The 23,471-nt window shown below is 56.4% G+C and carries 20 protein-coding genes, 1 tRNA gene and 2 pseudogenes; 13 read left to right on the forward strand and 10 right to left on the reverse strand.

Annotation, left to right across the window (positions count from 1 at the left end; all coding sequences use genetic code 11):
• Positions 1 to 44: 44 nt before the first annotated feature.
• The 8 genes from IEX10_RS12915 (at position 45) to IEX10_RS12950 (ending at position 7,431) form a co-directional block, all read left to right on the forward strand.
• Positions 45 to 1,259: an MFS transporter gene (locus IEX10_RS12915; RefSeq protein ID WP_188675930.1), complete on the forward strand. Its 1,215-nt coding sequence runs from the start codon at positions 45 to 47 to the stop codon at positions 1,257 to 1,259.
• Between the two features lie 117 nt (positions 1,260 to 1,376).
• A complete protein-coding gene (locus IEX10_RS12920; RefSeq protein WP_188675933.1) occupies positions 1,377 to 2,540 on the forward strand; it encodes an alpha-hydroxy acid oxidase in 1,164 nt (387 codons plus the stop codon).
• A 545-nt stretch (positions 2,541 to 3,085) separates the two neighbouring features.
• Complete coding sequence (locus IEX10_RS12925) at positions 3,086 to 3,727, forward strand: 50S ribosomal protein L25/general stress protein Ctc (RefSeq protein ID WP_373287472.1); 642 nt, start codon at positions 3,086 to 3,088, stop codon at positions 3,725 to 3,727.
• Positions 3,728 to 3,861: 134 nt separating this feature from the next.
• The gene (pth, locus tag IEX10_RS12930) at positions 3,862 to 4,554 is read left to right on the forward strand and encodes an aminoacyl-tRNA hydrolase (protein ID WP_188675934.1); all 693 of its coding nucleotides are present in this window, start codon (positions 3,862 to 3,864) and stop codon (positions 4,552 to 4,554) included.
• A 9-nt stretch (positions 4,555 to 4,563) separates the two neighbouring features.
• The gene (locus IEX10_RS12935) at positions 4,564 to 5,772 is read left to right on the forward strand and encodes a serine hydrolase domain-containing protein (protein ID WP_188675935.1); all 1,209 of its coding nucleotides are present in this window, start codon (positions 4,564 to 4,566) and stop codon (positions 5,770 to 5,772) included.
• A gap of 69 nt (positions 5,773 to 5,841) precedes the next feature.
• Positions 5,842 to 6,402 (forward strand): NifU family protein, encoded by a 561-nt coding sequence (locus IEX10_RS12940; protein ID WP_188675936.1) that lies wholly within the window; start codon positions 5,842 to 5,844, stop codon positions 6,400 to 6,402.
• Positions 6,392 to 7,024, forward strand: a complete 633-nt coding sequence (gene tsaB, locus IEX10_RS12945; RefSeq protein WP_188675937.1) for a tRNA (adenosine(37)-N6)-threonylcarbamoyltransferase complex dimerization subunit type 1 TsaB — start codon at positions 6,392 to 6,394, stop codon at positions 7,022 to 7,024. Before IEX10_RS12940 ends, tsaB begins: the two co-directional genes overlap by 11 nt.
• Before the next feature lie 11 nt (positions 7,025 to 7,035).
• Positions 7,036 to 7,431, forward strand: a complete 396-nt coding sequence (locus IEX10_RS12950) for a GNAT family N-acetyltransferase (protein ID WP_229678545.1) — start codon at positions 7,036 to 7,038, stop codon at positions 7,429 to 7,431.
• Here IEX10_RS12950 and IEX10_RS12955 read toward each other — a convergent pair.
• On the reverse strand, positions 7,428 to 8,165 hold the full coding sequence (locus IEX10_RS12955) for an SDR family oxidoreductase (protein WP_188675939.1): 738 nt from the start codon (positions 8,163 to 8,165) through the stop codon (positions 7,428 to 7,430). The genes IEX10_RS12950 and IEX10_RS12955 overlap by 4 nt on opposite strands.
• 243 nt (positions 8,166 to 8,408) lie before the next feature.
• Here IEX10_RS12955 and IEX10_RS12960 point away from each other — a divergent pair, with 243 nt between their 5' ends.
• Positions 8,409 to 10,265, forward strand: coding sequence for an SLC13 family permease (locus IEX10_RS12960; protein ID WP_188676455.1), 1,857 nt, complete (start codon positions 8,409 to 8,411; stop codon positions 10,263 to 10,265).
• Positions 10,266 to 10,333: 68 nt separating this feature from the next.
• Here IEX10_RS12960 and IEX10_RS12965 read toward each other — a convergent pair whose 3' ends face one another.
• The 6 genes from IEX10_RS12965 to IEX10_RS12990 all read right to left on the reverse strand — a co-directional run bounded on the left by IEX10_RS12965 (position 10,334) and on the right by IEX10_RS12990 (position 17,772).
• The gene (locus IEX10_RS12965; RefSeq protein WP_188675942.1) at positions 10,334 to 11,857 is read right to left on the reverse strand and encodes an ATP-dependent DNA helicase; all 1,524 of its coding nucleotides are present in this window, start codon (positions 11,855 to 11,857) and stop codon (positions 10,334 to 10,336) included.
• 64 nt (positions 11,858 to 11,921) lie between these two features.
• Entirely contained in the window at positions 11,922 to 12,590 is a 669-nt protein-coding gene (locus tag IEX10_RS12970; protein ID WP_188675945.1) for an acyl-homoserine-lactone synthase, read from the reverse strand.
• Between the two features lie 172 nt (positions 12,591 to 12,762).
• Positions 12,763 to 13,476, reverse strand: coding sequence for a helix-turn-helix transcriptional regulator (locus tag IEX10_RS12975; RefSeq protein WP_188675948.1), 714 nt, complete (start codon positions 13,474 to 13,476; stop codon positions 12,763 to 12,765).
• Positions 13,477 to 13,854: 378 nt separating this feature from the next.
• Positions 13,855 to 15,138 carry a crotonyl-CoA carboxylase/reductase gene (ccrA, locus tag IEX10_RS12980; protein ID WP_188675951.1) on the reverse strand — a complete coding sequence of 428 codons (1,284 nt, stop codon included), beginning with the start codon at positions 15,136 to 15,138 and terminating at the stop codon, positions 13,855 to 13,857.
• Positions 15,139 to 15,379: 241 nt separating this feature from the next.
• Positions 15,380 to 16,297, reverse strand: a complete 918-nt coding sequence (locus IEX10_RS12985; protein WP_188675954.1) for a manganese-dependent inorganic pyrophosphatase — start codon at positions 16,295 to 16,297, stop codon at positions 15,380 to 15,382.
• A gap of 95 nt (positions 16,298 to 16,392) precedes the next feature.
• Positions 16,393 to 17,772 carry a 1-acyl-sn-glycerol-3-phosphate acyltransferase gene (locus tag IEX10_RS12990; RefSeq protein WP_188675957.1) on the reverse strand — a complete coding sequence of 460 codons (1,380 nt, stop codon included), beginning with the start codon at positions 17,770 to 17,772 and terminating at the stop codon, positions 16,393 to 16,395.
• Between the two features lie 217 nt (positions 17,773 to 17,989).
• On the opposite strand from IEX10_RS12990, the gene IEX10_RS12995 reads away from it, so the two are divergent.
• On the forward strand, positions 17,990 to 19,954 hold the full coding sequence (locus IEX10_RS12995; RefSeq protein ID WP_188675961.1) for an ethylmalonyl-CoA mutase: 1,965 nt from the start codon (positions 17,990 to 17,992) through the stop codon (positions 19,952 to 19,954).
• 202 nt (positions 19,955 to 20,156) lie between these two features.
• Positions 20,157 to 20,384, forward strand: a pseudogene (locus IEX10_RS20200) (phage integrase central domain-containing protein); the annotation flags it as partial.
• A gap of 249 nt (positions 20,385 to 20,633) precedes the next feature.
• Here IEX10_RS20200 and IEX10_RS13000 read toward each other — a convergent pair.
• Entirely contained in the window at positions 20,634 to 20,846 is a 213-nt protein-coding gene (locus IEX10_RS13000; RefSeq protein WP_188675964.1) for a hypothetical protein, read from the reverse strand.
• Position 20,847: 1 nt separating this feature from the next.
• Between IEX10_RS13000 and IEX10_RS13005 the strand changes: the two are divergent.
• Positions 20,848 to 20,997: pseudogene (locus IEX10_RS13005) on the forward strand (IS5/IS1182 family transposase); the annotation flags it as partial.
• Positions 20,998 to 21,107: 110 nt separating this feature from the next.
• Here the strand turns inward: IEX10_RS13005 and IEX10_RS13010 are convergent.
• Positions 21,108 to 21,686, reverse strand: coding sequence for a TetR/AcrR family transcriptional regulator (locus tag IEX10_RS13010; RefSeq protein WP_188675966.1), 579 nt, complete (start codon positions 21,684 to 21,686; stop codon positions 21,108 to 21,110).
• A 108-nt stretch (positions 21,687 to 21,794) separates the two neighbouring features.
• Between IEX10_RS13010 and IEX10_RS13015 the strand changes: the two genes are divergently transcribed.
• Positions 21,795 to 22,259: an MAPEG family protein gene (locus IEX10_RS13015; RefSeq protein WP_188675968.1), complete on the forward strand. Its 465-nt coding sequence runs from the start codon at positions 21,795 to 21,797 to the stop codon at positions 22,257 to 22,259.
• 815 nt (positions 22,260 to 23,074) lie between these two features.
• On the opposite strand, the gene IEX10_RS13020 is transcribed toward IEX10_RS13015, so the two are convergent.
• Positions 23,075 to 23,151: transfer RNA gene (locus IEX10_RS13020), tRNA-Ser, on the reverse strand.
• Between the last annotated feature and the right edge of the window lie 320 nt (positions 23,152 to 23,471).

Consider the following 23,471-nt stretch of genomic DNA (forward strand, 5'->3'; position numbering starts at 1 on the left):
CAGGAACAGGCCAAGCTGCGCTTAATAGAGGTTAAAAACTTCCCATGCGTTTGCTGATTTCATTTGCGGCCCTGTTTCTGTCGATCACCTTTTTGCAACTGTCCTCCGGCGCAATCGGGCCGCTGGATGCCCTGTCGGGGCATAAGCTCGGCTTTACGAACAATGAAATCGGCATACTCGGCTCGGCCCATTTTCTGGGCTTTTTTGTCGGCTGCTGGTGGTCCCCCCGTCTTATGGGGTCGGTCGGCCACACCCGTGCCTTCGCCGCCTTTGCCGCGTTCGGCGCGATCGGTGCCATCGCGCATCCCATGCTGCTTGATCCTTCGGCTTGGGCAGTGATGCGGATCATGACAGGCCTGTGCGTTGCGGGGTGCTACACCGTGATCGAAGCGTGGATGCAAGCCAAGCTGACCAACCAGACGCGGGGGCGCGTGATGGGCACCTACCGCGTGGTGGATATCGGTGCGTCCTCGCTGGCGCAATTGATGATCGGCGTGTTGGAGCCAGCGTCTTATGTGTCCTATAATCTGTTGGCGATCCTGTGTTGTGCCTGCCTGTTCCCGCTGACCCTGTCGCGGATCGAGCAGCCTAAAGTTCCTGCAGCCCCCCGCCTGCACCCGATCCGCACGGCCATCCTGTCGCCCCTTGGCGCAGCGGGGGTGATGGTGGCAGGCACCACATCTGCCGCCTTCCGCATGGTCTCTCCGATTTACGGTCAGGAAATCGGACTGACGGCCCAACAGATCGGTTCCTTTTTGGCAACCGTACTAATCGGCGGTGCGGTGGCGCAGTTTCCGGTGGGGTATCTGGCCGACAAATTTGACCGGCGGCATGTTCTCATCGGCTTGTCTGTCGCCTCTGTTGTGGTTTGCGTGGGGTTTTCCTTCGTTAATCCTGACACGTTGGGTATGGTTTATCTGATGGCTGCCTTGTTCGGGTTGATGACCTTCCCGATCTTCTCTGTGTCCGCCGCCCACGCCAATGACTTTGCCAAGCCCGAGAATGTTGTGGAGGTAAATGCCTCCTTGATGTTCATCTACGCGGTCGGCGCAATCTTCAGCCCTGTCGTCGCCTCTGCGCTGATTACCGGCTTCGGGCCGTCGGCCCTGTTCCTGTTTATCTCGGCCGCCCACGTGTTTCTGGTGGTGTTCGGTCTGGCACGGATGGGGGTTCGTCCCACCAGTGGCACCAAAACCCGCTATAAATATGTGCCGCGCACGTCCTACATTGTCGGACGGCTCCTGCGTAAAAAGCGCTGAGACCCGTGAAATTCGCACAATCTGGTTAATCCGTTTGACCAGTTTGGCGTAATCCCCACTTGAGCCTGCTGCAGCCTTGCCCCTATTCTACCGCAAATATCGCAAGAGAGGTCGGCCATGGCACCAATTACCAACATCTATGATCTGAAAGCCCTGCACCAGCAGCGCACACCGCGTATGTTTTACGACTACGCCGAAAGCGGCAGCTGGAGCGAGCAGACCTTTCGCGACAACGTAGATGATTTTGCGCGCCTGCGTCTGCGTCAGAAGGTGGCTGTGGATATGACCAACCGTACCACGCGGATGCCGATGCTCGGGCAGGAATATGCGATGCCGGTGTCCCTTGCGCCGATTGGCATGCTGGGGATGCAGCATCCCGACGGTGAGATCCTCGCCGCGCAAGCCGCCGAAGCATTCGATGTGCCCTTTACCCTTTCCACCATGTCGATCTGCTCGATCGAGGATGTGGCCGAAAACACCACCAAACCTTTCTGGTTCCAGCTGTACGTGATGAAAGACCGCGATTACATCAACCGGTTGATTGACCGCGCCAAAGCGGCGAATTGTTCGGCGCTGGTGTTGACTTATGATCTGCAAATCCTCGGGCAGCGGCACAAGGATATTAAAAACGGCCTCTCCGCGCCACCGCGCCTGACACTGCCAAACATCATGAACATCGCGAGCAAACCGCGCTGGGCTTACAATATGCTCAACACCAAACGGCGCGGATTTCGCAATATTATCGGCCACGTCAAAGGCGTTGAGGATATGACCGACCTGTCGGCATGGACGGCCGAGCAGTTTGACCCGACACTGGATTGGAACGATGTGGCGTGGATCAAAGAACGCTGGGGTGGGCCGTTGATCCTGAAGGGGATTCTGGATGTGGATGACGCGAAGAAAGCTGTCGAGGTCGGGGCCGATGCGCTGATCGTGTCGAACCACGGGGGCCGCCAGCTTGACGGGGCGATGTCCTCTATCCGGATGTTGCCTGACATCGTTGACGCGGTGGGCGATCAGATTGAAGTTCACATGGACGGGGGCATCCGCTCTGGTCAGGACGTGCTAAAGGCGATTTCCTTGGGGGCCAAGGGGACGATGATCGGACGCTCGTTCGTACATGGTTTGGGCGCAATGGGGCGCGAAGGCGTGAAAGCCGCGCTTGATGTGATCCACAAGGAGCTGGACATCACTATGGCGCTCTGCGGGGAGCGGGACCTGAACAATATGGGGCGGAATAACCTGCTGATCCCGAAGGATTTCCGCGGGGAATGGGAATAGACCTTAGGGTGAAAAGAAGCCCATTTTTAAGCCACCCGATTTCGCTGCAGCGGGTGGCTTTTTTGTGCGTGATGTTTTTGGACTAGGCTGCGCTCCCCCGCGGGCAACGCCGCTGGCAAGTCGCTCATTGACCACCAGATCCCCGAACAAAGAGAACTCTTTTTGAAGAATCCTTAGCCGGAAAAACGGCCAATCGCATCTGCTTATCACCCTGCAAATATGAAGCGTCATACAAGACGCGTCATATATGAAGCTTCATTTAAGAAGCTTCATATCGGCAGTATGTTAACGGCATTTTCGAAGCAAAATCATCACCTTATGCTCCCCGCACTTAAATCGCACCCCAGTGCTGCGCGCCCTCGCCCCTTTGTACTTCCAGCAAACCTCCGCCATAAAACACCACACACGACGACGGCCCATGCCCCCCGGCCACACAGCGCACCAGATTCAGGCTTGCCTTTTCACCATTTCCCCCCTAATGGAGCGGCTTCACGCGGCACTTACACCCTTGGAGGATTGCCGCCTTTACATATTGGAGAATTATCATGGCCGAGATGCCAAACATCATCGCCACATCACGCGACGGGACCGGCAAGGGGGCCGCCCGTCAAGCTCGTCGCGACGGGCTTGTACCTGGTGTTGTCTACGGCGGCGGCGAAGAGCCGATCGCGATCAACGTAAAATTCAACGAACTTCTGAAACAGCTGAAAGCCGGCCGTTTCCTTTCCACACTTTTCAACCTCAAAGTTGAAGGTCAGGAAGATGTTCGTGTGATCTGCCGTAACGTCCAGCGCGATGTTGTGAAAGACCTGCCTGTTCACCTCGACCTGATGCGCCTGCGTCGCACATCCCGTGTGAACCTGTTCGTACCTGTAACCTTCATCAACGAAGAAACCTCCGTTGGCCTGAAGCGTGGCGGCGTTCTGACAGTTGTGCGTAACGAGATCGAACTGAAAGTGACAGCGGGCAACATCCCTGACGCGATCGAAATCGATCTGGCCGATCTGGACGTAGGCGACATCGTTCACATTTCCGACGTGACCCTGCCAGAAGGTTCGCGCCCGATGATCACAGACCGTGACTTCGTGATTGCGAACATCTCTGCACCGTCCAGCCTGAAATCTGCGGATGACGAAGCTGAAGACGAAGCAGAAGCAGCACCGGCAGAAGACGCCGCAGAAGAATAAGCCTCACCGGCGATTCATCTTAAACCCCGCGTGTTCCGTAGAACGCGCGGGGTTTTTCTTTGCGGTTTTGGCATCTTGCAGGGATACCCGTTATAAAGCCAGCGAATCGAACACCCGCCAAAGGACTATCCCTCATGCAAATTTTTGTCGGACTTGGAAATCCAGGCGCAAAATACGCCAATAACCGGCACAACATCGGCTTCATGGCACTGGACCGTATTGCAGCGGACCACGGCTTTGCTCCTTGGCGGGGCAAGTTTCAGGGCAAGGTCTCTGAAGGGCGGCTTGGCGGCGAAAAGGTGATCCTGCTAAAGCCGGAAACCTTCATGAACCTCTCCGGTCAATCCGTCGGAGAGGCTTTGCGTTTTTACAAAGCAACTGTCGAAGACCTGACTGTCTTTCACGACGAACTGGACCTCGCTCCGGGCAAATGCCGTGTGAAACAGGGCGGCGGTCATGCGGGCCACAACGGGCTTCGGTCCATCCATCAACACGTAGGCGAGGCTTATGCAAGGGTGCGCATCGGCATCGGCCATCCGGGCCGTAAAGAAGCGGTAGCCGGTTACGTGCTTCATGATTTCCCCAAGGCGGACGAAAACTGGATCGACGATCTGCTGCGCGGTATGTCTGATGGGGCACCGGATCTGGCCAAGGGCGATAGCGGGCGGTTCATGAATGCGGTTGCCTTGCGCGTGGCCCCGCCACGCTCTTCCAACACAGCTGCGAAGCCGGCCAAAACGCCTGCTAAGATAAAGGAACCGCAAACACAGGAACCCGCCGAGGACACCCGCAGCCCGCTACAAAAGCTGAAAGACAAATTTTCCTGAAAGCGTCCCATGCCTGATTACGCCCGATATGCCGACACAGCCAGAATCCTCGGCCGCCTGCTGGTGAAAGGGGACGTTAACGGCATCCGGCGCGTGGCGCGCACTGGCAGCCTGTTTGCCCCGCAAAACATTATTCGCAACTTTGGCAACATGCAGGCGCTGTTCTACCATCAGGACGCCAAGGTCACGCCGCAAACCCCGAGCCCCCTGCCCGAAGCGCCGCGCCCTATTGAACAAAACTTCACCCATAAGGGGCGCAGCTTTGATCTGGAGACATGGCAACAAGAACGTAACATCACGGCGCTGGTGGTCCTGAAAGACGGCGCGATTGTTCATCAAGAGTATCTCAAAGGCACCACAGCGCAGGACCGGCGGATTTCGTGGTCCATGTGCAAAAGCGTCCTGTCAGCCACCTTTGGCGTGATGGTGGACCGCGGTATGATGCCCGACCTTAACACGAAAATTGGTTCTCTGGTGCCGGAGCTTGAGAACTCCGCCTACGCGCAGGCCAGCATTCGCAACGTGTTGAACATGGCCAGCGGGGTTGCGTTTAACGAGGATTATCTCGACTATCATTCCGATATCAACCGCATGGGCCGCCTGCTCGCGGTGGGCGGGTCTATGGATGCTTTTGCCGCCGGTCTGACACAGCAACACTACGCACCCGGCACCTATAACAACTATGTTTCTATCGACACCCATGTGATCGGCATGGTGATGCGCGCGGTGTCAGGCCAAGGGACCAATGCGCTTGTCTCGGACCTTCTGCTACAACCTATGGGGCTTGAACAGAAACCCTATTTCCTAACCGACAGCATGGGGGAGCCCTTCGTGCTCGGCGGGTTAAACATGACAACACGGGACTACGCGCGGTTCGGCCAATTGTTCGCACAAGGTGGCAAGTTAAACGGCAAGCAGATCGTTTCAACCAGATGGGTCAAAGCCGCAACCGCTCAATCCGCCCCGCCCCCGACACCCGAGACCGCCGCCACCCCGCAGGGTGCGCAGGGGTATGGGTATCAATGGTGGCGCCCCGCCGCCGCAGCCGAGGGCGAATTTTACGCAATCGGGATCTATGGCCAGTATATTTTTGTGGACACAGCGCGACAGGTCGTGATCGCCGTAAACGCCGGAGACACCAATTTCCGAGTGGGGAACGGCGCAGTCACCCAAAGCAATATCGCAGTTTTCCGCCAAATCGCAGCCTCTTTAGAATAATTCTAAATCTTGACAGTGCGCCGTTGGAAGCGCATATCTAGGGCAACCTTCCAAAAGGATGTAAAAGACATGTTTATCCAGACCGAAAGCACCCCAAACCCGGCCACGTTGAAATTTCTGCCTGGTCAGGCGGTTCTCTCCACCGGCACTGCCGATTTCCCAACAGAGGAAGCGGCACAAGCCTCGCCTCTGGCGCAGCGCATCTTTGGTGTGCAGGGCGTAACAGGGGTTTTCTTCGGCCCCGATTTCGTCACCGTGACCAAGAACGAACAGACCGAGTGGAACCACGTCAAACCAGCCATTCTTGGCGTGATCATGGAACACTACCAGTCCGGCCAGCCCGTGATGGGCGCGGATGCGGAAAACACCGGCCACAAGGAACACACGGGCGAAGACGGCGAGATCGTGCAACAGATCAAGGATCTGCTGGACACCCGCGTGCGCCCCGCTGTGGCACAGGATGGCGGCGATATTACCTTCCACGGCTTTGATCGCGGTATCGTCTACCTGCACATGCAAGGCGCCTGCGCAGGCTGCCCGTCTTCGACCATTACCCTGAAAATGGGCATCGAAAACCTGCTGCGCCATTATATCCCCGAAGTAACCGAGGTGCGCCCCGTTGCCGCCTGAACCACTCACTCTGGCCTTTGATACAGCAGCCGCGCATTGCGCGGCTGTCCTGTTTCAAGGACCGAACATGTTGACCTGCCGCGTCGATCCAATGTCCAAAGGACAGGCAGAGCACCTGCTGCCGATGCTTGAATACTTGCTAACATCGGCAGGCTACAACTGGCCCGACCTTAACACGCTTGGTGTGGGCGTTGGACCGGGTAATTTCACCGGCATCCGTATTTCTGTCGCTGCCGCCCGTGGTCTGTCATTGTCCCTAAACGTGCCCGCCATCGGGATCTCCCGTCTCGACGCGATCGCTTATGGCAGCGCCGGACCGCAATCTGTGGTGGTCGATGCCCGCCAGAACCGCGTGTATCACCAGCGCTTTGACAATGGCGTCGCCCTGTCCGATGTCGAACTCGTCGAACGGGACAGCCTGCCCCACGATCAGTCTTACCTGTCCGACAGCCCGTTGGAGCTTGCAGATATCACGCAAGTCTGCGCCGAAGATGTGATCCGCAACACAGGTGCACTCGTGCAATTGCGCCGAACCGAGGAACACCCACGCCCTGCCCCGCTTTATGTGCGTGCACCGGATGCGGCGCTGCCCTCTGAACAGCCCCCGCGCATTCTGCCGTGACACCGGAGCAAATGGCAGAGATCCACGCGGCCTGTTTCACCCAGCCCCGCCCGTGGTCCACAGCAGAGCTCACAGACCTCTGCGCCTCTCCGCTTTGTCTCGTCAAAACCCTCGATCAGGGATTTGCTATCGTCCGCCGCGCCGGACCAGAGGCAGAGCTACTGACCATTGCGGTTCACCCTGACGCCCGCCGCCAAGGCAAAGCCCGCGTATTACTGACAGGGCTTCTGGCAGAGCTGCACTCCACCGGCTGTGAGGAAATCTTTCTGGAGGTCGTCGAAGACAATGCTCCGGCAATTGCACTTTATAAAGCGACCGGCTTTGCCGCGCTTTCTTTCCGAAAGGACTATTACAACGGTCCAAACGGTAAGAAATCATCCGCACTCGTCATGCACAAAACGCTCTAACCGCGCCCGACAAATGGCATATCCCGCGCCATAACGTTCATAAACAGAACATTCGCCTCCAACGGCAGCCCCGCCATATGCAGCACCGCATTGGCCACATGTTGCACATCCATCGTCGCTTCAGGCTTCACCGAACCATCCGCCTGCACGATACCCTCAACCATCTGGGTGACCATTTCGGTGTGGGCATTGCCGATGTCGATCTGCCCGCAAGCGATGTTGACCGCCCGCCCGTCCAGCGCCAGCGTTTTGGTCAAACCGCTGATTGCATGTTTGGTCGCAGTGTAAGGCGCTGAACCGGGACGCGGCGTGGTTGCGGAAATAGAGCCGTTGTTGATGATCCGCCCCCCCTGTGGAGATTGCCCGCGCATGACCCGCCATGCTGCACGGGCGCACAAAAAACTGCCGGTCAGGTTGATGTCCACACAATTGCGCCACGCTGCTACGTCCATCTCGTCAATGCTCGACCCTGGCACACCGGTTCCTGCATTGTTAAACAGCGTGTCGATCCGCCCGAAGTGATCCGCGATCCGTTCGAACGCGGACTCCACCTGTGCTTCATCCGTGACATCACAGGACACCGGAAGCGCTGAATCCTGCCCGCCCGCGACCTCTTCCAAGGGCTCTGCGCGTCTGCCGATCAATCCGACATTCCAGCCCGCCGCCAGAAAAGCTTGCGCCGTTGCCTTGCCAATCCCGCTGCCTGCGCCGGTGATTACGATCGTCTGTGCCATGTAAAACTCGCCTTGTATTGTCCCGAACTGCCTAAGTTCTGGCGCAGCGCTTTGGCTTTGTCTAGGTAATCCCCACCTGATCCGCACCACCAATTCGCATGAACTCCCCCCTTTAAGTCCAGTAAATGCCTTGGAAACCTGCCAACTGGCTGGTTGCCCGAAGCGTCCTGCGCGCGTATACCGTTAAGAACCTGAACGATAAGAGGTTACACGCCCGTGGACGCGACTACCCTAACCCCCGACATGATCGTTGTGCTGACTTTGCTCGGCTTTACCGTCCTGCTGTTTGTAACCGAAATCGTCCGCGTTGATGTGGCGGCTGTGATCGTGATGGTGCTGCTCGGCGCACTCAGTTACCTGCCGGGCCTCGGTGGTCTGATCGAGATCAACCACCTGTTCGACGGCTTCGCCTCTAATGCGGTGATCTCGATCATCGCGGTGATGATCCTTGGCGCGGGGCTCGACAAAACCGGCCTGATGTCCACGGTAGCCTCTACGATCCTGAAATACGGCGGCACGGCGGAGCGGAGAATCATCCCGATTATTTCTGCTTCAGTGGGCTTTATCTCTAGCTTTATGCAAAATGTGGGCGCCGCAGCGCTGTTTCTGCCCGTGGTTTCGCGAATTTCCTCGCGCACCAACATTTCCATGTCGCGCCTACTGATGCCCATGGGCTTTTGTGCGATCCTCGGAGGAACCATGACCCTTGTCGGTTCCTCTCCGCTGATCCTGCTGAACGATTTGATCGACACATCGAACCTGGACCTGCCCGCCGATGCACAGATGGAACATTTCACCCTGTTCTCGGTCACCCCGGTCGGCCTTGCACTGGTGCTGACCGGAATTGCCTACTTCGTTCTGTTTGGACGCTGGGTGCTGCCCGGCTCCACGACCAAGGGGGACGGCACGTCCGGCCAAACGATGAACGCGTATCTCAAACGACTGTACGGGCTGAAAGCCGACATCGTGGAGGTCGAGGTGCCGGAAGGCAACATCCTGCTCGGCGAAACGTTTAGCGACCTTATGGACGTACACCATTGCTACATTATCGGCAGTTACTTCCAAGGCCACCGATGGATTGCGCCACTGGTCACTACAGAAATCACTACTCCCTGCCGTCTGGCCATTCTGGGCCGACGCAAGGTGATAGAGGAAATGGCAGATATCTACGGGCTGGAAATCAAACCAAACCTCGATATTTTCGCTGAAGAATTCGCTGCCACCAAAAGCGGCGTTGCTGAAATTGTTGTGCCGCCGGACAGTCAGGTCATCGGGAAGACCGCACAGGATCTGGCGCTTCGTAAAACCTATGGTATGTCCATGCTCGCGATTCATCGCGGCGACGACACAATGAGCCACGTCGAACATGAAGACCACGAAGCCACCCGCATCGGCAAGGTGCCGTTCCGCGCCGGTGACACATTGGTCGTCCACGTGCTTTGGGAAAATCTGGTCCGCATTAAAAAAGGCCGCGACTTCGTCGTCGTTACCACCGACTTTCCACAGGAAGAACTGCGCCCGCAAAAAGTCGGCTGGGCTATTCTGTTCTTCATCATCTCGCTTAGCCTGATCCTTTTCACGGATATGCGCCTGTCCCTGTGCCTGCTGACAGGGGCCGTGGGCATGATCGTAACCCGCGTGATCAATATGGACGAAGCGTATAATGCGGTCGGCTGGAATACCGTATTCCTGCTCGCCTCGCTTATCCCGCTTGGGCAAGCGGTGCAGATGACCGGCACCGCAGAATGGATTGCCCAAGGCGTGCTCTCGGTTTTGGACGGCTGGCCGATCTGGTCCTTGCAAGCGGGCGTTGCGATCCTTGCCACGATCTTTACGCTGATTATGTCGAACGTGGGCGCCACCGTCCTGCTGGTGCCCCTCGCGGTTTCGATCGCGATAGCATCGGGCGGTGATCCGGCCGTTTTCGCAATGACCGTTGCGATTTCCACCTCCAACTCTTTCCTGATCCCGACCCATCAGGTCAACGCGCTGATCATGGGTCCGGCAGGCTACCGTGTGGTGGATTTCATGCGTACAGGCGGCATCATGACCATTCTGTTCCTAATCGTATCTCTGGTCATGATGAACATCGTATTCTAGACAAGAGCTCGGCTTCTTCTGGCCCTAAATATCCCGGGGTCACAGGGGCAGAGCCCCTGACGCGGCCCCTATTCCGGCGGGGCGGGCTGCTCTTCCAGCTCCAGCACCGGCGCTGCAACACGGCGCAAATCCTCGACGCCCAGCGGTGCCACCGGTTTGGCCAGCATATACCGTGTTACCCAGTGCAACCGGTGCTCCGCTCGCGTGATTGCTACATAGGCCAGCCGCTTCCACAAGGCGATCCCCGCCTCGGTGCGTCCTGCACGGCTTGCTGCATAAATATCCGGCGCGAACACCTGCACATCGCCCCACTGCGACCCTTGCGCCTTGTGGATTGTACAGGCCGCCCCGTGAACAAACGCCGCCCCCATCCGCGCTGCGGACGGAATGAACGGTTCTTCCTGATCGGGCAGCTCGATCTTGATAATGGTCGCCGCAGAAACCTGTGGATCTTCTGCGCCAACCACGTGGAGGCGCGAAAAACCGGGCTTGCGCCCTTCCCCGAGATAGACCGCCTGCGCCCCTTTGATCAGCCCGCGGGCTTCAAGATCAATACGCTTCTTGCGGTGTTTCATCGGCAGTTCCAGCCCGTCACAAATCAGCGGTTCACCGGGCAACAGCATTTCCGCTGGTGCGCCAAAGGCATTTCGAAAGGCATGGATCAGACGGATGCGGGTGGCATTACGCCAGACCAGAACCGGCGCGCGGGCCATTGCAGTGGCATCTACGCGAGGGGACACGATTACACGATCATCCTTGCGCGCAGCCTCTTCGATCATCCGCTCGAACTCGGAAAATTCCAACGCCGGATCGCTGAGCGCATGGGCCAGATCGAGGATCGGATTATCATCCGCCTGACGGTGCACTCGGTTCAGGTACAGCTTGCGCGGTTCGGGTAGATCATCAAAGGCCATGCTGCCGGACTGTCCCACAGGGGCAAGCTGTGCGGGATCACCAAACAAGATCAGCGTAGAGAAGATTTCCTGCAAATCCCCAAGCTGTTTGTCGTCTAGCATGGAAGCTTCGTCTACAAATCCAACATCCAGCGGATCTTCACGGCGTTTCCAACCCACGATGAAATCGGACCCGCGCAGCCCGGCCACAGCCAACGCGCCGGGGATGGACTTATTGCCTTCATAGAACTGCGCCGCGCGATCCAGCGCAATATCGCTCAGGCCTTCAATCTCGGGCTTTTCCGCGTTTCCTGCAAGCCATTCAGCGATCTTTTCATACTCCGGATCATACATCGGCGTGTAAAGAATCCGGTGGATGGTCGTCGCCGCCACACCCCGATTGCGCAGAACGCTGGCCGCTTTGTTTGTAGGCGCAAGGATCGCGAGGGTGCGGCGTTCCTTGCGCGCGCGCCCCTCATAATCGCCACTGATCGTGTCCACACCCGCATCAGTCAGCGCGTCCGCAATCTTGGCCAGCAGCATGGTCTTGCCCGACCCCGCCTTCCCCAACAGCGCAAGCGTCTGCTGTTTGCCGGTTGTTTCAGGGATCAACATCCCGTTTTCCAAATCCACACCCGAGGCTTTCAGCACCTCGGCCACAGCATCATAGGCACTGGCTTGATCTTCAGAAAACTGCATGGCCTCGGGTCCGGTCTTGTTTCGCGCCAACATAGCGCAACACCCCACCGGACTGAACGGCTTTTTACGACCAGCGCGGGGAAACTTGGCTTGGCATCTCCTGCGCCAGATTTATGGGTTTCGCACCAAAAGCAGCAGCGAACCAATCCGCAGATTGCGCAGGGCTGACATCGGCGGCGACACACAGCGTATCGCGAATCTGTTGCGAGAATTCCCACAGCCCGACTGCAATCTGTTGGCGACCCTGCCCCTGCGACCCGACGATTTCCGGCGCCCATCCCAACCGGCGATATATCCGCACCATCCGCGCATCAAAGACGCCTATGGCGTGCCGCAGATGGAACCCCAACCCGATTTCACACCCCGCCAGCATAATGGCCGCAGATATCCGCCCCGCCTGATCCGAAACGCGCGGCGACAGACAAAACCGTGTGCTTTCCCAAATCACCGGGCTGGTAATTGCCCCGCCGGTCACATCACAGAAATGATCGTTGGTCATGCAAGGCCCCGTAGTGGGCAGCACCCGCATGGACCCGCCATGGCTGCCATCGGGCAGTTGCCAGATCGCATAAAGCGGGTTCATCCCGTCATAATCGTCTTGTTCCCAACCCCGCCGGTCGATCGTCAGGTCCCAACCAAGCCGGTCCACGAACTGGGTCTTGCGGTCGCGAAACATCGTATCCTGCAACAGCGGGAAGGCAGCGATTTCATCGGCATAGAGATAAGAAAGCATAAGAAACTCCGGACGTTAGACCGCCGGTTTCCCTAAGTTAAGGGTAAGGTGCAGACGATCCTGATTTCAAGATGAACTGCGTCCAGACTTCGGTAATTTTGGTTAACAACTCATCACCGTGCGCAACGGTAAGGTTTTGTAAACCTGAGGAACACGCCTCAACACTATGATATTAAATATTAATCAGACCCTGCGCCATTGCCTTAGCTACAGCATGTGTCGTGTTCGATGCATTCAATTTCGAACGTGCGGATTCAATGTAAACCCGCAAGGTGTGTTCCGAAATCTTCAATTGTTCCGCAGCACGCCCCCGGTTCAATCCCGCCCCGAGCAAGCGCAGTGCATCGGTTTCCCGTGGCGACAGCACCACATAATTGCCCTCTACTCCGGGAAACTCCAGCGCGCGAATACTGGCGTGGATATAGTGACCGATAAGAAGAAAGTTGGGCATATGGGCGGCGAGAAAGCGGGTCCAGACCTCGTCCGAACAGGTGTGGCTGACAGAAAACAGTGCAAATTCGCCGTGTGGACCGCGCACTGGAACGGATACGCCCTGATTGCCCACCCCCCCGTCCTGCGCCTCTTGAAAGAACCGCCGCGCCGGTTTCTTTTCCCAGTCGAGCGACTTCCAATCATATGGGTGGAACCGTTGGAACGCCCCAAGAACAACAGGATCCACCCGATACAGTTCTTCGCTTTCGTAATACTCGGCCCACTCCTGACCGTATGTTGCCAGCGCGTAGGGCTCCCCTAGGCTGTTGACTGAATGATAAACAACGTGGTTAACCTGAAAAATGTGCCGCAACTCTGCGACCACCGTGTTCAGTTCGATAAGCGTTTTACATTGCTCCACGCGTTCGAGAAACGTCCCTATTTGATTTTGCATCACCCTCCGCCGCCGCGATATTGCGGGCCTTTGTTGTTGTCTCTGCCACAGCAACATGGATTGTGTCGTCCAACTGCTCTGCCAACCGTCCCAACTGGTTTTGGTTTGCAAAATTCTTTAAGTCCTTGAGGACTGAGATGATCCATTCTTGTGACATAATGAGTCTCGTTTACAAAGGTTAACAGGGGATTAATACAACTATACCACGAGTAAGTTTGAACCGAAAAATCTTATTAGTAAACTCACTGGAAATAGCGAGTGCATTTCACTTAAACCCCGAAAACAAACACTTTCCTGTCGGTCCATCGTTCATTTCAAAGCAAATCAGCCCGCAATCCGGTGACGAATTGCGGGCTGTTTTTCTTAATTTTGTTAAGCTCAGAACTTGGCCTGGCTCGCCTCAAGCGTATCCTCAAAGGTGCGCAGACCGGTTTGTGTGGCACTGATCAGCACGGCCATGTTACCGGGTTTATGCTCGTTCTTGCGCATCTTGATATGCGCATCGGGGATCTGCTCCCATGAGAAAACTTCGGACATGCAAGGATCAAGACGACGTTCCATCATCAACTTGTTCGCAGCAGCAGCCTGTTTCAGATGGGCAAAGTGGGACCCCTGAACACGTTTCTGGTGCATCCAGATGTAACGCGCGTCCATTGTCAGGTTATAGCCGGTGGTGCCCGCACAAATCACAACCATACCGCCTTTTTTACAGACGAAAGTGGACACAGGGAACGTGGACTGACCGGGGTGTTCAAACACCATATCGACGTTGTTGCCCTTGCCGGTAATGTCCCAGATGGCCTTACCGAACTTGCGGGTTTCAGCGAACCACGCTTTATATTCGTCGGTGTTCACTTCTGGCAATTGGCCCCAGCAGTTGAAATCCTTGCGGTTGATCACACCTTTGGCGCCAAGGGACATCACAAACTCGCGCTTGTCTTCGTCTGAAATCACACCGATGGCATTGGCCCCTGCGGTATTGATCAACTGGATCGCAAAGCTGCCCAGACCACCTGAAGCGCCCCAAACCAGTACGTTTTGGCCCGGTTTCAGCGTGTGCGGACGGTGGCCGAACAGCATCCGATAGGCGGTGGCCAGTGTCAGCGTGTAACAGGCGCTTTCTTCCCATGTCAGGTGCTGTGGACGTGGCATAAGCTGTTGGGCCTGAACGCGAGTGAACTGGGCAAAAGACCCGTCCGGCGTTTCATAGCCCCAGATGCGCTGGCTGTCCGAGAACATCGGATCGCCGCCGTTACATTCCTCGTCGTCGCCGTCATCCTGATTACAATGGATCACCACCTCGTCGCCGACTTTCCAGCGCTTAACCTTTTCACCAACCGCCCAGATGATACCCGAGGCATCGGAACCTGCGATATGGTAATCTTCCTTGTGTACGTCAAACGGACTGATCGGGATGCCAAGACCTGCCCAAACCCCGTTGTAGTTCACACCTGCCGCCATAACAAAGACCAGTACTTCGTTACTGTCCAGCTTGGGGGTTTCGACCACTTCAACCTGAAAGGATTTGTCCGGCTCGCCGTGACGGTCGCGACGGATCGCCCAAGCATACATTTCCTTGGGCACGTGACCCAAAGGTGGGATTTCTCCGACTTCATAGAGGTCTTTTTCGGGGGCTTCATATCCGGCGTCGAGTGGGGCCATGATGTAATCTCCTGCGTTGGGCAATTCCTGTAACGAGTCACTGCTTCGTTACGTTGACACGATCAATGCCGCGATGCAGCAAAAATCGCAAGAGCAATAATCATAAAAAAATGATTATTTCCACGAAATTTAATTGCGCGAAGAATTTTTAGTGGCTCCGGCCCGCCTTTGACAAAAGGTTGCGCATGAAAAAAGGGGGGCCAAGCCCCCCCTTCCCGTAACTTCATCGCTGTAACGGACCTTAGACAGCCAGTTGCGGGATGATCTGTTTTTTCCGGCTGACAACACCCGGCAGCACGACGGTATCGCCTGTCACCGTTGCCCCGAAAGATTTCTCGGCGACTGTTTTCACCAGATCATTGGACACCAGCAACGTGGATTCTTCGTTCAGAATGTCCACAACGAACAGCAAAACCTGATCCACACCGTCTTCGGAGGCAACGGTTGTCATGCTGTCCATCAGGCTTGCCTTACGGTCCAGAACGATTGCAGGTGTTGTGGTTTCCAGCACGGAAACGCGGAACGCCTTGCCGCCGACTTCGTATTTCTTGGAATCCATCCGCAGCAGTTCCGCATCGGAAAACGCGGATACGTCGGATTTGGCCGCAAACATTTCGGCCGCGTATTCGGCAATATCCACACCCAGTTCCGCCGCCAGAGCTTTCGCCCGTGCAACATCCACATCCGTCGTGGTGGGGGAGCGGAACTCCAGCGTGTCAGAGATGATGCAGGACAACATCACGCCTTTAATCGCGTCCGGTGCTTTTGCCAGATCATCGCCCATCAGGTCAGCCATGATGGTCGCAGTACAGGCCAGCGGGCGCACAGTGATATTGATAGGACCCTTGGTCTTGATCCCGCCAACCAGCATGTGGTGGTCGATGATCTCAAGAATGTTCGCATCATTGATAGACGCAGGCAGCTCTGCAGGGTTATTCGTGTCCACAATCACCACATCATCGCCTGCAGCAACGTCCGTGATAATCTCCGGCTGATCAAAGCCCCAGCGGTTCAGAACGAAAGCAGCTTCGGTGTTGGGCGTACCCAGCAGTTTGGCCGCAGCGCTTTGGCCTTTGACCTCGTTCAGGTACCAGGCCCAAACGATTGCGGAGCCGGTTGCGTCTGTATCGGGGGCCATATGGCCGAAAACTTGGATCATTGTCATCATTTCCATGCAAAATAGGGGTGTTCGCGGCGCTTATAACGGCGCCTGTCCCACCTGTCACTACTCTGTGATGCAATGCACCCCTGCGCTCAGCGCAAATGGGCGATGGCGTTGGCGTAGTAGCGCACGACCTCCAGCTGTTCGGGCTGAAGCGTGAATCGTCCGTCCTTTTCCACCAGCGCGCGGCGCAGCACCAGCATCCGCAACCCGACCTCTACCGCATAATCCAGCCGTTTGCGCGGAATATGCATATGGGCGCCATTGGCAAGTAACCGCTCCAGCTCTGCCTCTGCCAGATGTTGCACCTCAGCGGCGTTCAGCGGCGTTTCCCCCTGATCGAGAAGAACCGTCGACACCAAGGACACCGGCAGCACCGGTATCACCCGCCCGACCTGCTTCATCAAGGCTTTGCCCAGGTCGGCAGTCATCTTTTCGTGGCTGACCTTCTCCTTCTCCGCCAGAAACGCCTTCAGGGACAGGGGCACGCCGAAACTAACACTGGCATAGCCGAATTTGTAAAACCGCCCCGTCAGGCGCAGCCACAAATGGCGCACCACGAAATGCACAAAGGTCCAAAGCTTGAACAGAAGGCCAGTCTTCTCCCCGCGGTTCGCCGCAAGCAGCACACGGTCCTCCAACACACGGTCGTAATTCACGCCCACAGGCACAAAAACCACGTCCCGTTCCTGATCAGGGTCAAAATCCGACACAATATAATTCAGCAAGCCCAGCTTTGCAGGACGCAAGCTGCCATCCCGCGACAGGCTGCCCTCTGGGAACACTGCTTGCGTCACCCCCGCCGCCGTGGCCATCTGCACATAGCGCGACAAAACCCGCCGATAGAGCAGATTGCGCGATTTGCGCCGGATAAAATAGGCCCCGGTGGAGCGGATCAACTGTTTTAACGGCCACACCCGCGCCCATTCCCCAACCGCATAAGACAGCGCAGAACGGGAGGCAGCCAGAAAGGTCACGATCACATAATCCATGTTAGAGCGGTGGTTCATCACAAAGACGACCGTGGCATTCGGGTCCATCTTTTGAAGCGCACCCTCATCCACATAGCCCAATCGCACACGATATAGCGTCCGGCTAAGCCAGCGGGCAAAGCGGATGCCAAAGCCGAAATAGGCAAATGCGGAAAACGAAGGGACGATCTCGCGGGCGTACCCCATCGCCATTTTTGCCGCAACGTGATAGGGAATGCCCTCCTCGTTGGAATGCTCCAACACAGCCTCCATAACCTGTGGGTCATGGGCCAAGCGATCCACCATCACCTGCCGCTGAGTCAGCTTGAATGGCTGAATCTGCAATTGCAGCTTGGAATTCAACTGTTCAATCGCGCGGTTGAAACGGCGGCGCAGATACCACCGGACAGAAGGCATGAGGATACGGTCCAGCAATCCCGCCAGCGCCAGCAACCCCGTGACCCAGACTACCCAGACCTGTATTTCTACCGTTTCAAACATTCCGCTCAGATGTAGCCTGATTTCACCGCCCCGCCAATTCTTAGTTCAGCCGTGTAACACCGGCTACAACAGACTGTTGCGCCCTCGCCTGCCCCATGTGGTTGGTGTCGCAGCGTCGCCGCTTGAAACTTTCTGCGCACGAATATTATACAGACAGTTGCAATTGGGTAATTTTATAACTTATGCTGCGGCGCAGCACAGATCGGAGTCGCAACACATGACACAAACACCTGACCGCCCTTGGCTCTTCCGCACATATGCGGGCCACTCCACCGCCAAAGACAGCAACGCGCTGTATCGTGGCAACCTTGCCAAAGGGCAGACCGGCCTGTCAGTGGCTTTCGATCTGCCAACGCAAACAGGCTATGACAGCGATCACGAACTGGCACGCGGCGAAGTGGGCAAGGTCGGTGTGCCAGTGGCCCATCTTGGCGATATGCGGTCCCTGTTTGACGATATCCCTTTAGAAAAGATGAACACGTCCATGACAATCAACGCCACCGCTCCGTGGCTGCTGGCGCTTTATATCGCTGTGGCCGAGGAACAAGGCGCGGATGTCAAAAAGCTGCAAGGCACTGTTCAGAATGACATTATCAAGGAATACCTGTCGCGGGGCACCTATGTTTGCCCGCCCAAACCGTCCCTGCGGATGATCACCGATGTGGCGGCCTATTGCTATACCAATGTGCCCAAATGGAACCCGATGAACGTCTGTTCCTACCACCTGCAAGAAGCGGGCGCGACACCGGAACAGGAACTCGCCTTTGCACTGGCAACCGCCACCGCCGTGCTGGACGATGTGCGCGGCAAGGTCCCTGCTGAGGATTTTGCGACCGTTGTTGGGCGTATCTCTTTCTTCGTGAACGCGGGCATCCGTTTCGTCACTGAAATGTGCAAAATGCGTGCCTTTGTGGACCTGTGGGACGAAATCTGCGAGCAGCGCTACGGTGTGACAGACCCCAAAATGCGCCGCTTCCGCTATGGTGTGCAAGTGAACTCGCTCGGCCTGACCGAGCAGCAACCGGAAAACAACGTCTACCGCATCCTGATCGAAATGCTGGCCGTGACCTTGTCGAAAAACGCCCGCGCCCGTGCGGTGCAACTGCCTGCATGGAACGAAGCGCTCGGCCTGCCCCGCCCTTGGGACCAACAGTGGTCCCTGCGGATGCAACAAATCCTCGCCTTCGAAACCGACCTGCTGGAATATGACGACCTGTTTGACGGCAACCCTGCCGTGGATCGCAAGGTCGAAGCACTGAAACAGGGCGCGCGGGACGAATTGGCCCAGATTGACGGAATGGGCGGCGCAGTTGCCGCGATTGAATATATGAAGGGCCGTCTGGTGGATTCCAACTCCGCTAGGTTGGGGCGGATCGAAACCGGCGACACGACTGTCATCGGCGTCAATAAATTTACCGAAGGCGCGGACAGTCCGCTGACCGCGGGGGACGGCGCGATCATGGTGGTGGATAAAGCTGCCGAAGCCGACCAGATTTCCCGCCTGGAACAGTGGCGCAATGATCGCGACGAAGGCGCAGTAAAAGCCGCACTGGCCGATCTTCGCCGCGCCGCAGAAGACGGCAGCAACATCATGCCCGCTTCCATCGCCGCCGCCAAAGCAGGCGTTACCACCGGCGAATGGGGCAGCGCCATCCGCGCCGTCTTTGGCGAATACCGCGCGCCCACCGGCGTTGGCAAATCCGTTTCCAACCAAACCGAAGGACTGGATCACATCCGCGACGCGGTTGACGCCGTGTCAGATAAACTCGGCCGTCGCTTGAAATTTGTTGTCGGAAAACCGGGACTGGACGGTCACTCCAACGGCGCAGAACAAATCGCCGTACGCGCACGGGATTGCGGCATGGACATCACCTATGAAGGCATCCGCCTGACACCGGAACAGATCGTCAGTGCCGCCTTGGAAGAACAAGCCCATGTGATCGGCCTGTCGATCCTCTCCGGCTCTCATGTGCCGCTGATCGAAGACGTGCTCAAACGCATGAAACGCGCAGGACTGTCAGACATCCCGCTGATCGTCGGCGGCATTATCCCCGAAGACGACGCAGCACACTTGCGCGCACTCGGAGTGGCAAAGGTCTACACCCCCAAAGACTTTGAGTTGAACACAATCATGATGGACATCGTCGCCCTTCTGGACAGCAAAGCGGTGGCGGCAGAATAACGCCGCCCCGCTTCAAAGTTCCCCAAATACTCCCGCCGGAGGGGTATATCCTTCGTATCAAGCGCTCTCACAAACGCTCTGAGATTTAAATCGTGCTTTAATAAGAGTGCGGTAACGTCTCAGCGCGGTCCAGAAATTCCCGGGCAGTATCATCTGCGTTTGTAGATATTTCGCAAGCGCACAGGAAGGTCGGCTCCATGTCCTGGCCTACGCTGCTTTTGAAGCCCATCGCTCCACGCTGAAGCATGAGGGATCGGACGGGATGTGGTTCAGCCCGATCAAGAACCATCTTCTGCCCCATCTGGGAATGATGCCCGTTGTCAAGATTGACCAGCATGACATTAAACAGGCACTGTCCCGTGGCTGGGAGACCTCTCCCGTCACAGCAAAGAAGGCCTTGTCCCGACTAAAGGTGATCCTGAGCTATGCAATCGCAGAGGGCTTTGACGTGAACCTCGGCATCATTGACCAGGCACGCATCCTGCTCGGTGTTCCAAGACACACCGTCACCCACATTGCCGCGCTCGACTGGGCTGAGGCGCCAGCCTTTTACCAATCCCTTGGAGAGCTCGCGCCCGCAGAACTTGCGCTCCGCATGCTAATGTTGACAGGTGTGCGTTCGGATGCAGTCAACAATATGCAGCTTGAGCAGATCACCGAAAACAAATGGACGGTGCCTTTAGAGCATGTCAAAGGCCGCAAAGGCTTTACCAAGCCCTTCCGCGTACCCCTGTCCGATGAGGCCCTGCGGGTGATCGATCTCGCCCGCGCGATAGAGCAGAACGGCTATCTTTTCCCCAACAGCCGTGGCGGCCCGCTGAACAAGATGGCTATGCGCAACTACATGGTCGAGCGCGGCCGTGAAGCCCGCCCCCCAATGGATCAGCCGCAACTTGCTTGCACACCTCAAACGCGTCCTTGGGCTGGGACGACTACAATTACGAAGGCCATGTGGCGTTCAAGACGAATTCACCCTCGCCGCCACCGCCCAAAACCTCCGGAAATGGGCCAGACTTAGGCCAATGATGACCGCCACCGGATAAAAGAGAGCGACTTAGGGACATTCAAAACAAATCAACGCGATAGCAGACTTCGAAAGGCTGAAACCAAAGAGCTGTTCAACACAATCAGCTCGGAACTGCCGTTCGCTGCACTATTCAGGATCGGTAAGCCTCGCCACAAGGGCAGCGATCAGATCCTTCTGCGAGTGTTTCAACGGGTCTTTGATCCCGTTTGCGAGACCAAACATCAGAGCAAGCCCCAAGACCGCACAATGGATCGATGTTGCCTGCTGGCGAGCGAACAGCGGATCTCCCCCAAGGCAGTCGGCCAGGGCGCCATACATTCGGCTCGTGGTGGCATGCACCTGATCGAGCGCCCCCGTTTCCATCGGGGCCTGCATTTCGACCTTCAAGGTCTGCGGCGCTAAATACATCATTCGGAACCGATCCAAGTCACCTAAATGGAACGCCGCAACAGCCTCGACAAAGGCAGAGATTGCAGCGTTGGGCGTATCTGTACCGTCAACGGCGGTCACAGCGACGTCCGCCTCCGCCGCCAACCAAGAGCCAAGCATTGCAGCAAGCAACTCTTGTCTGGATGGATACCAATAGAGTACGGCCTGTTTCGACATTCCAAGAGCACGCCCAATTGCGTCAAAAGAGACTGCCCCGAACCCATCCGACGCCAATAACGCCTGTGCGGTCTTAAGGATTTTCTCGTCCGTCTTCATCCAATCACCCGAAAATATTGACTACTTACCAACGGTAAGATATACACTTACCATTGGTAAGTAAATAAACATATGGTTTGAACGCTAAGGCCTAAAAGGAGATTTACGATGCAGGAAATCGGCTTTGAAAACCCGATCTTTGTGACCTACGCAGTTGCATCGGCCCTAATGGTCCTAAAAGTGATGGGGCAAGGTTGGATGACCGTTTACCGGATGCTTCGGAGCAACTCAGGCCTGGCGAGTCCGGAAGACCTGCGCGCTGGCCCGATCAATAAAAAACCGGACCCCTCTCAGCTTGAAGTCAATGACTACGTAGATCGCTCACGCCGCATGCATCGCAATGACCTTGAAAACATTCCGGCGTTCTGGATTGCCGGGCTGCTGTTCGTGCTGACAAATCCACCGCTTATCCTTGCCCAATTCTTGATGTATGGGTTCGTCACAGCCCGCGCGGCACACTTCGTCGCATATGCGACACGGCAGACACACGAAGTTCGGGCCACCTGCTATACCATTGGTTCTTTGATTGTCATCTATATGGCTCTCCACGCACTGATCGCCCTTTTAACGTAGGAAAAAGGCTAAAGGCGTTGAGGGGAAGTGTCACGATACTGGCAAAGCCGACGTTCATTCAAGTCCCGTCGAATATCATCTCTGCGCCCAGTCTAGTGCATTGGCGGTGGCCTGCAACATCCTGCCTTGCAAACCTGGAAGACGCCAAAAGCCATCCTGCCGTCACAACGCCACGGTAATTGCCGCGCGTGACAATTAGTATATTTCGCAGCCGTTTCTTCTTTTAGTGCACCCCTCAACCTTATCCAAACCGTTACCTCCCAAACATCGAAAGAACCGCAGCACGGGATCTAGCGCTTATGCGTGGTTCGCTGCTATCGGCAGCTTTCGTTATCTTTTGCAACCACTCTAGCTCATTCGCCGCCACCATTGCTCCGGAATATCTCGGTAATCGCTTCGGAGCACCCTGCTTTAAGTCAAATCAGAACACAATCGGGCGAGAGGTCGATCGCATCACGTAATCTGCAAACAAATAGATCATCAATTCCTACCGCAGCATGTCGCGGGTCGTCTCGCAGCGCGTCATCAATATCCATTCGCTACATGTAGTGACTATACGCAAGCTGAACGGTCGATAACGGATACCGCGCTGTGAGCGTTTGTGCCTCCCGGCCCAAGCTGACGCTCAGCGGTGGCAATCTGGTGCTGAAGCTGCACTACTGCGCCTGAGAGGCCCCTTGGCGCCACTCGTCGATCACCGCCTATGGCTGTGCACAATCCAGTTTTGCCTATGATTCCACGCAGCTCTTTAGGAACCGCCAAAACGCACAAAGCCCCCGCGATGCAGGGGCTTTTGTTGGTAGTGCTAAGGTAAATGGTGGGTCGTGAGAGGCTCGAACTCCCGACATCTTCGGTGTAAACGAAGCGACCCCAGCACAAGTTATTGTAACCCCTTGTCGTAAGCACTTTATATTTCGCCCCAAATCACCATATTCACAACATAACCGGGTTCACACCAGTTCAATGAACTGGCAAGCACTTCGCAAAACATCCGGATATTTTCCACAGGATCTCGCCGTGCCGAGCAGTCCCCCGCCAAACAGAAAAACACTCCAACCAGAAATCCTTGCGGCGGGGGATTTTGAAACCTGCCGAAGTAATAAATTTCAGTTAGTTACTTTAATTCTTACCCACCGACATATCGTGAACGTAACGTGAAAGTGGGAAAACTGATGGCAAATCGGCCACGGCACATGAATGACCAGCTGTGCG

Origin of the sequence: Neptunicoccus cionae, assembly GCF_014643735.1 — a bacterium.
In the GTDB taxonomy this organism is placed as follows: Bacteria; Pseudomonadota; Alphaproteobacteria; order Rhodobacterales; family Rhodobacteraceae; genus Amylibacter; species Amylibacter cionae.

Coding starts and splice junctions, on each gene's coding strand:
- IEX10_RS12915 (WP_188675930.1), top strand. CDS start 45: ATGCGTTTGCTGATTTCATTTGCGGCCCTGTTTCTGTCGATCACCTTT.
- IEX10_RS12920 (WP_188675933.1), top strand. CDS start 1,377: ATGGCACCAATTACCAACATCTATGATCTGAAAGCCCTGCACCAGCAG.
- IEX10_RS12925 (WP_373287472.1), top strand. CDS start 3,086: ATGGCCGAGATGCCAAACATCATCGCCACATCACGCGACGGGACCGGC.
- pth (WP_188675934.1), top strand. CDS start 3,862: ATGCAAATTTTTGTCGGACTTGGAAATCCAGGCGCAAAATACGCCAAT.
- IEX10_RS12935 (WP_188675935.1), top strand. CDS start 4,564: ATGCCTGATTACGCCCGATATGCCGACACAGCCAGAATCCTCGGCCGC.
- IEX10_RS12940 (WP_188675936.1), top strand. CDS start 5,842: ATGTTTATCCAGACCGAAAGCACCCCAAACCCGGCCACGTTGAAATTT.
- IEX10_RS12950 (WP_229678545.1), top strand. CDS start 7,036: ATGGCAGAGATCCACGCGGCCTGTTTCACCCAGCCCCGCCCGTGGTCC.
- IEX10_RS12955 (WP_188675939.1), bottom strand. CDS start 8,165: ATGGCACAGACGATCGTAATCACCGGCGCAGGCAGCGGGATTGGCAAG.
- IEX10_RS12960 (WP_188676455.1), top strand. CDS start 8,409: ATGATCGTTGTGCTGACTTTGCTCGGCTTTACCGTCCTGCTGTTTGTA.
- IEX10_RS12965 (WP_188675942.1), bottom strand. CDS start 11,857: ATGCAGTTTTCTGAAGATCAAGCCAGTGCCTATGATGCTGTGGCCGAG.
- IEX10_RS12970 (WP_188675945.1), bottom strand. CDS start 12,590: ATGCTTTCTTATCTCTATGCCGATGAAATCGCTGCCTTCCCGCTGTTG.
- IEX10_RS12975 (WP_188675948.1), bottom strand. CDS start 13,476: ATGCAAAATCAAATAGGGACGTTTCTCGAACGCGTGGAGCAATGTAAA.
- ccrA (WP_188675951.1), bottom strand. CDS start 15,138: ATGGCCCCACTCGACGCCGGATATGAAGCCCCCGAAAAAGACCTCTAT.
- IEX10_RS12985 (WP_188675954.1), bottom strand. CDS start 16,297: ATGATCCAAGTTTTCGGCCATATGGCCCCCGATACAGACGCAACCGGC.
- IEX10_RS12990 (WP_188675957.1), bottom strand. CDS start 17,772: ATGTTTGAAACGGTAGAAATACAGGTCTGGGTAGTCTGGGTCACGGGG.
- IEX10_RS12995 (WP_188675961.1), top strand. CDS start 17,990: ATGACACAAACACCTGACCGCCCTTGGCTCTTCCGCACATATGCGGGC.
- IEX10_RS13010 (WP_188675966.1), bottom strand. CDS start 21,686: ATGAAGACGGACGAGAAAATCCTTAAGACCGCACAGGCGTTATTGGCG.
- IEX10_RS13015 (WP_188675968.1), top strand. CDS start 21,795: ATGCAGGAAATCGGCTTTGAAAACCCGATCTTTGTGACCTACGCAGTT.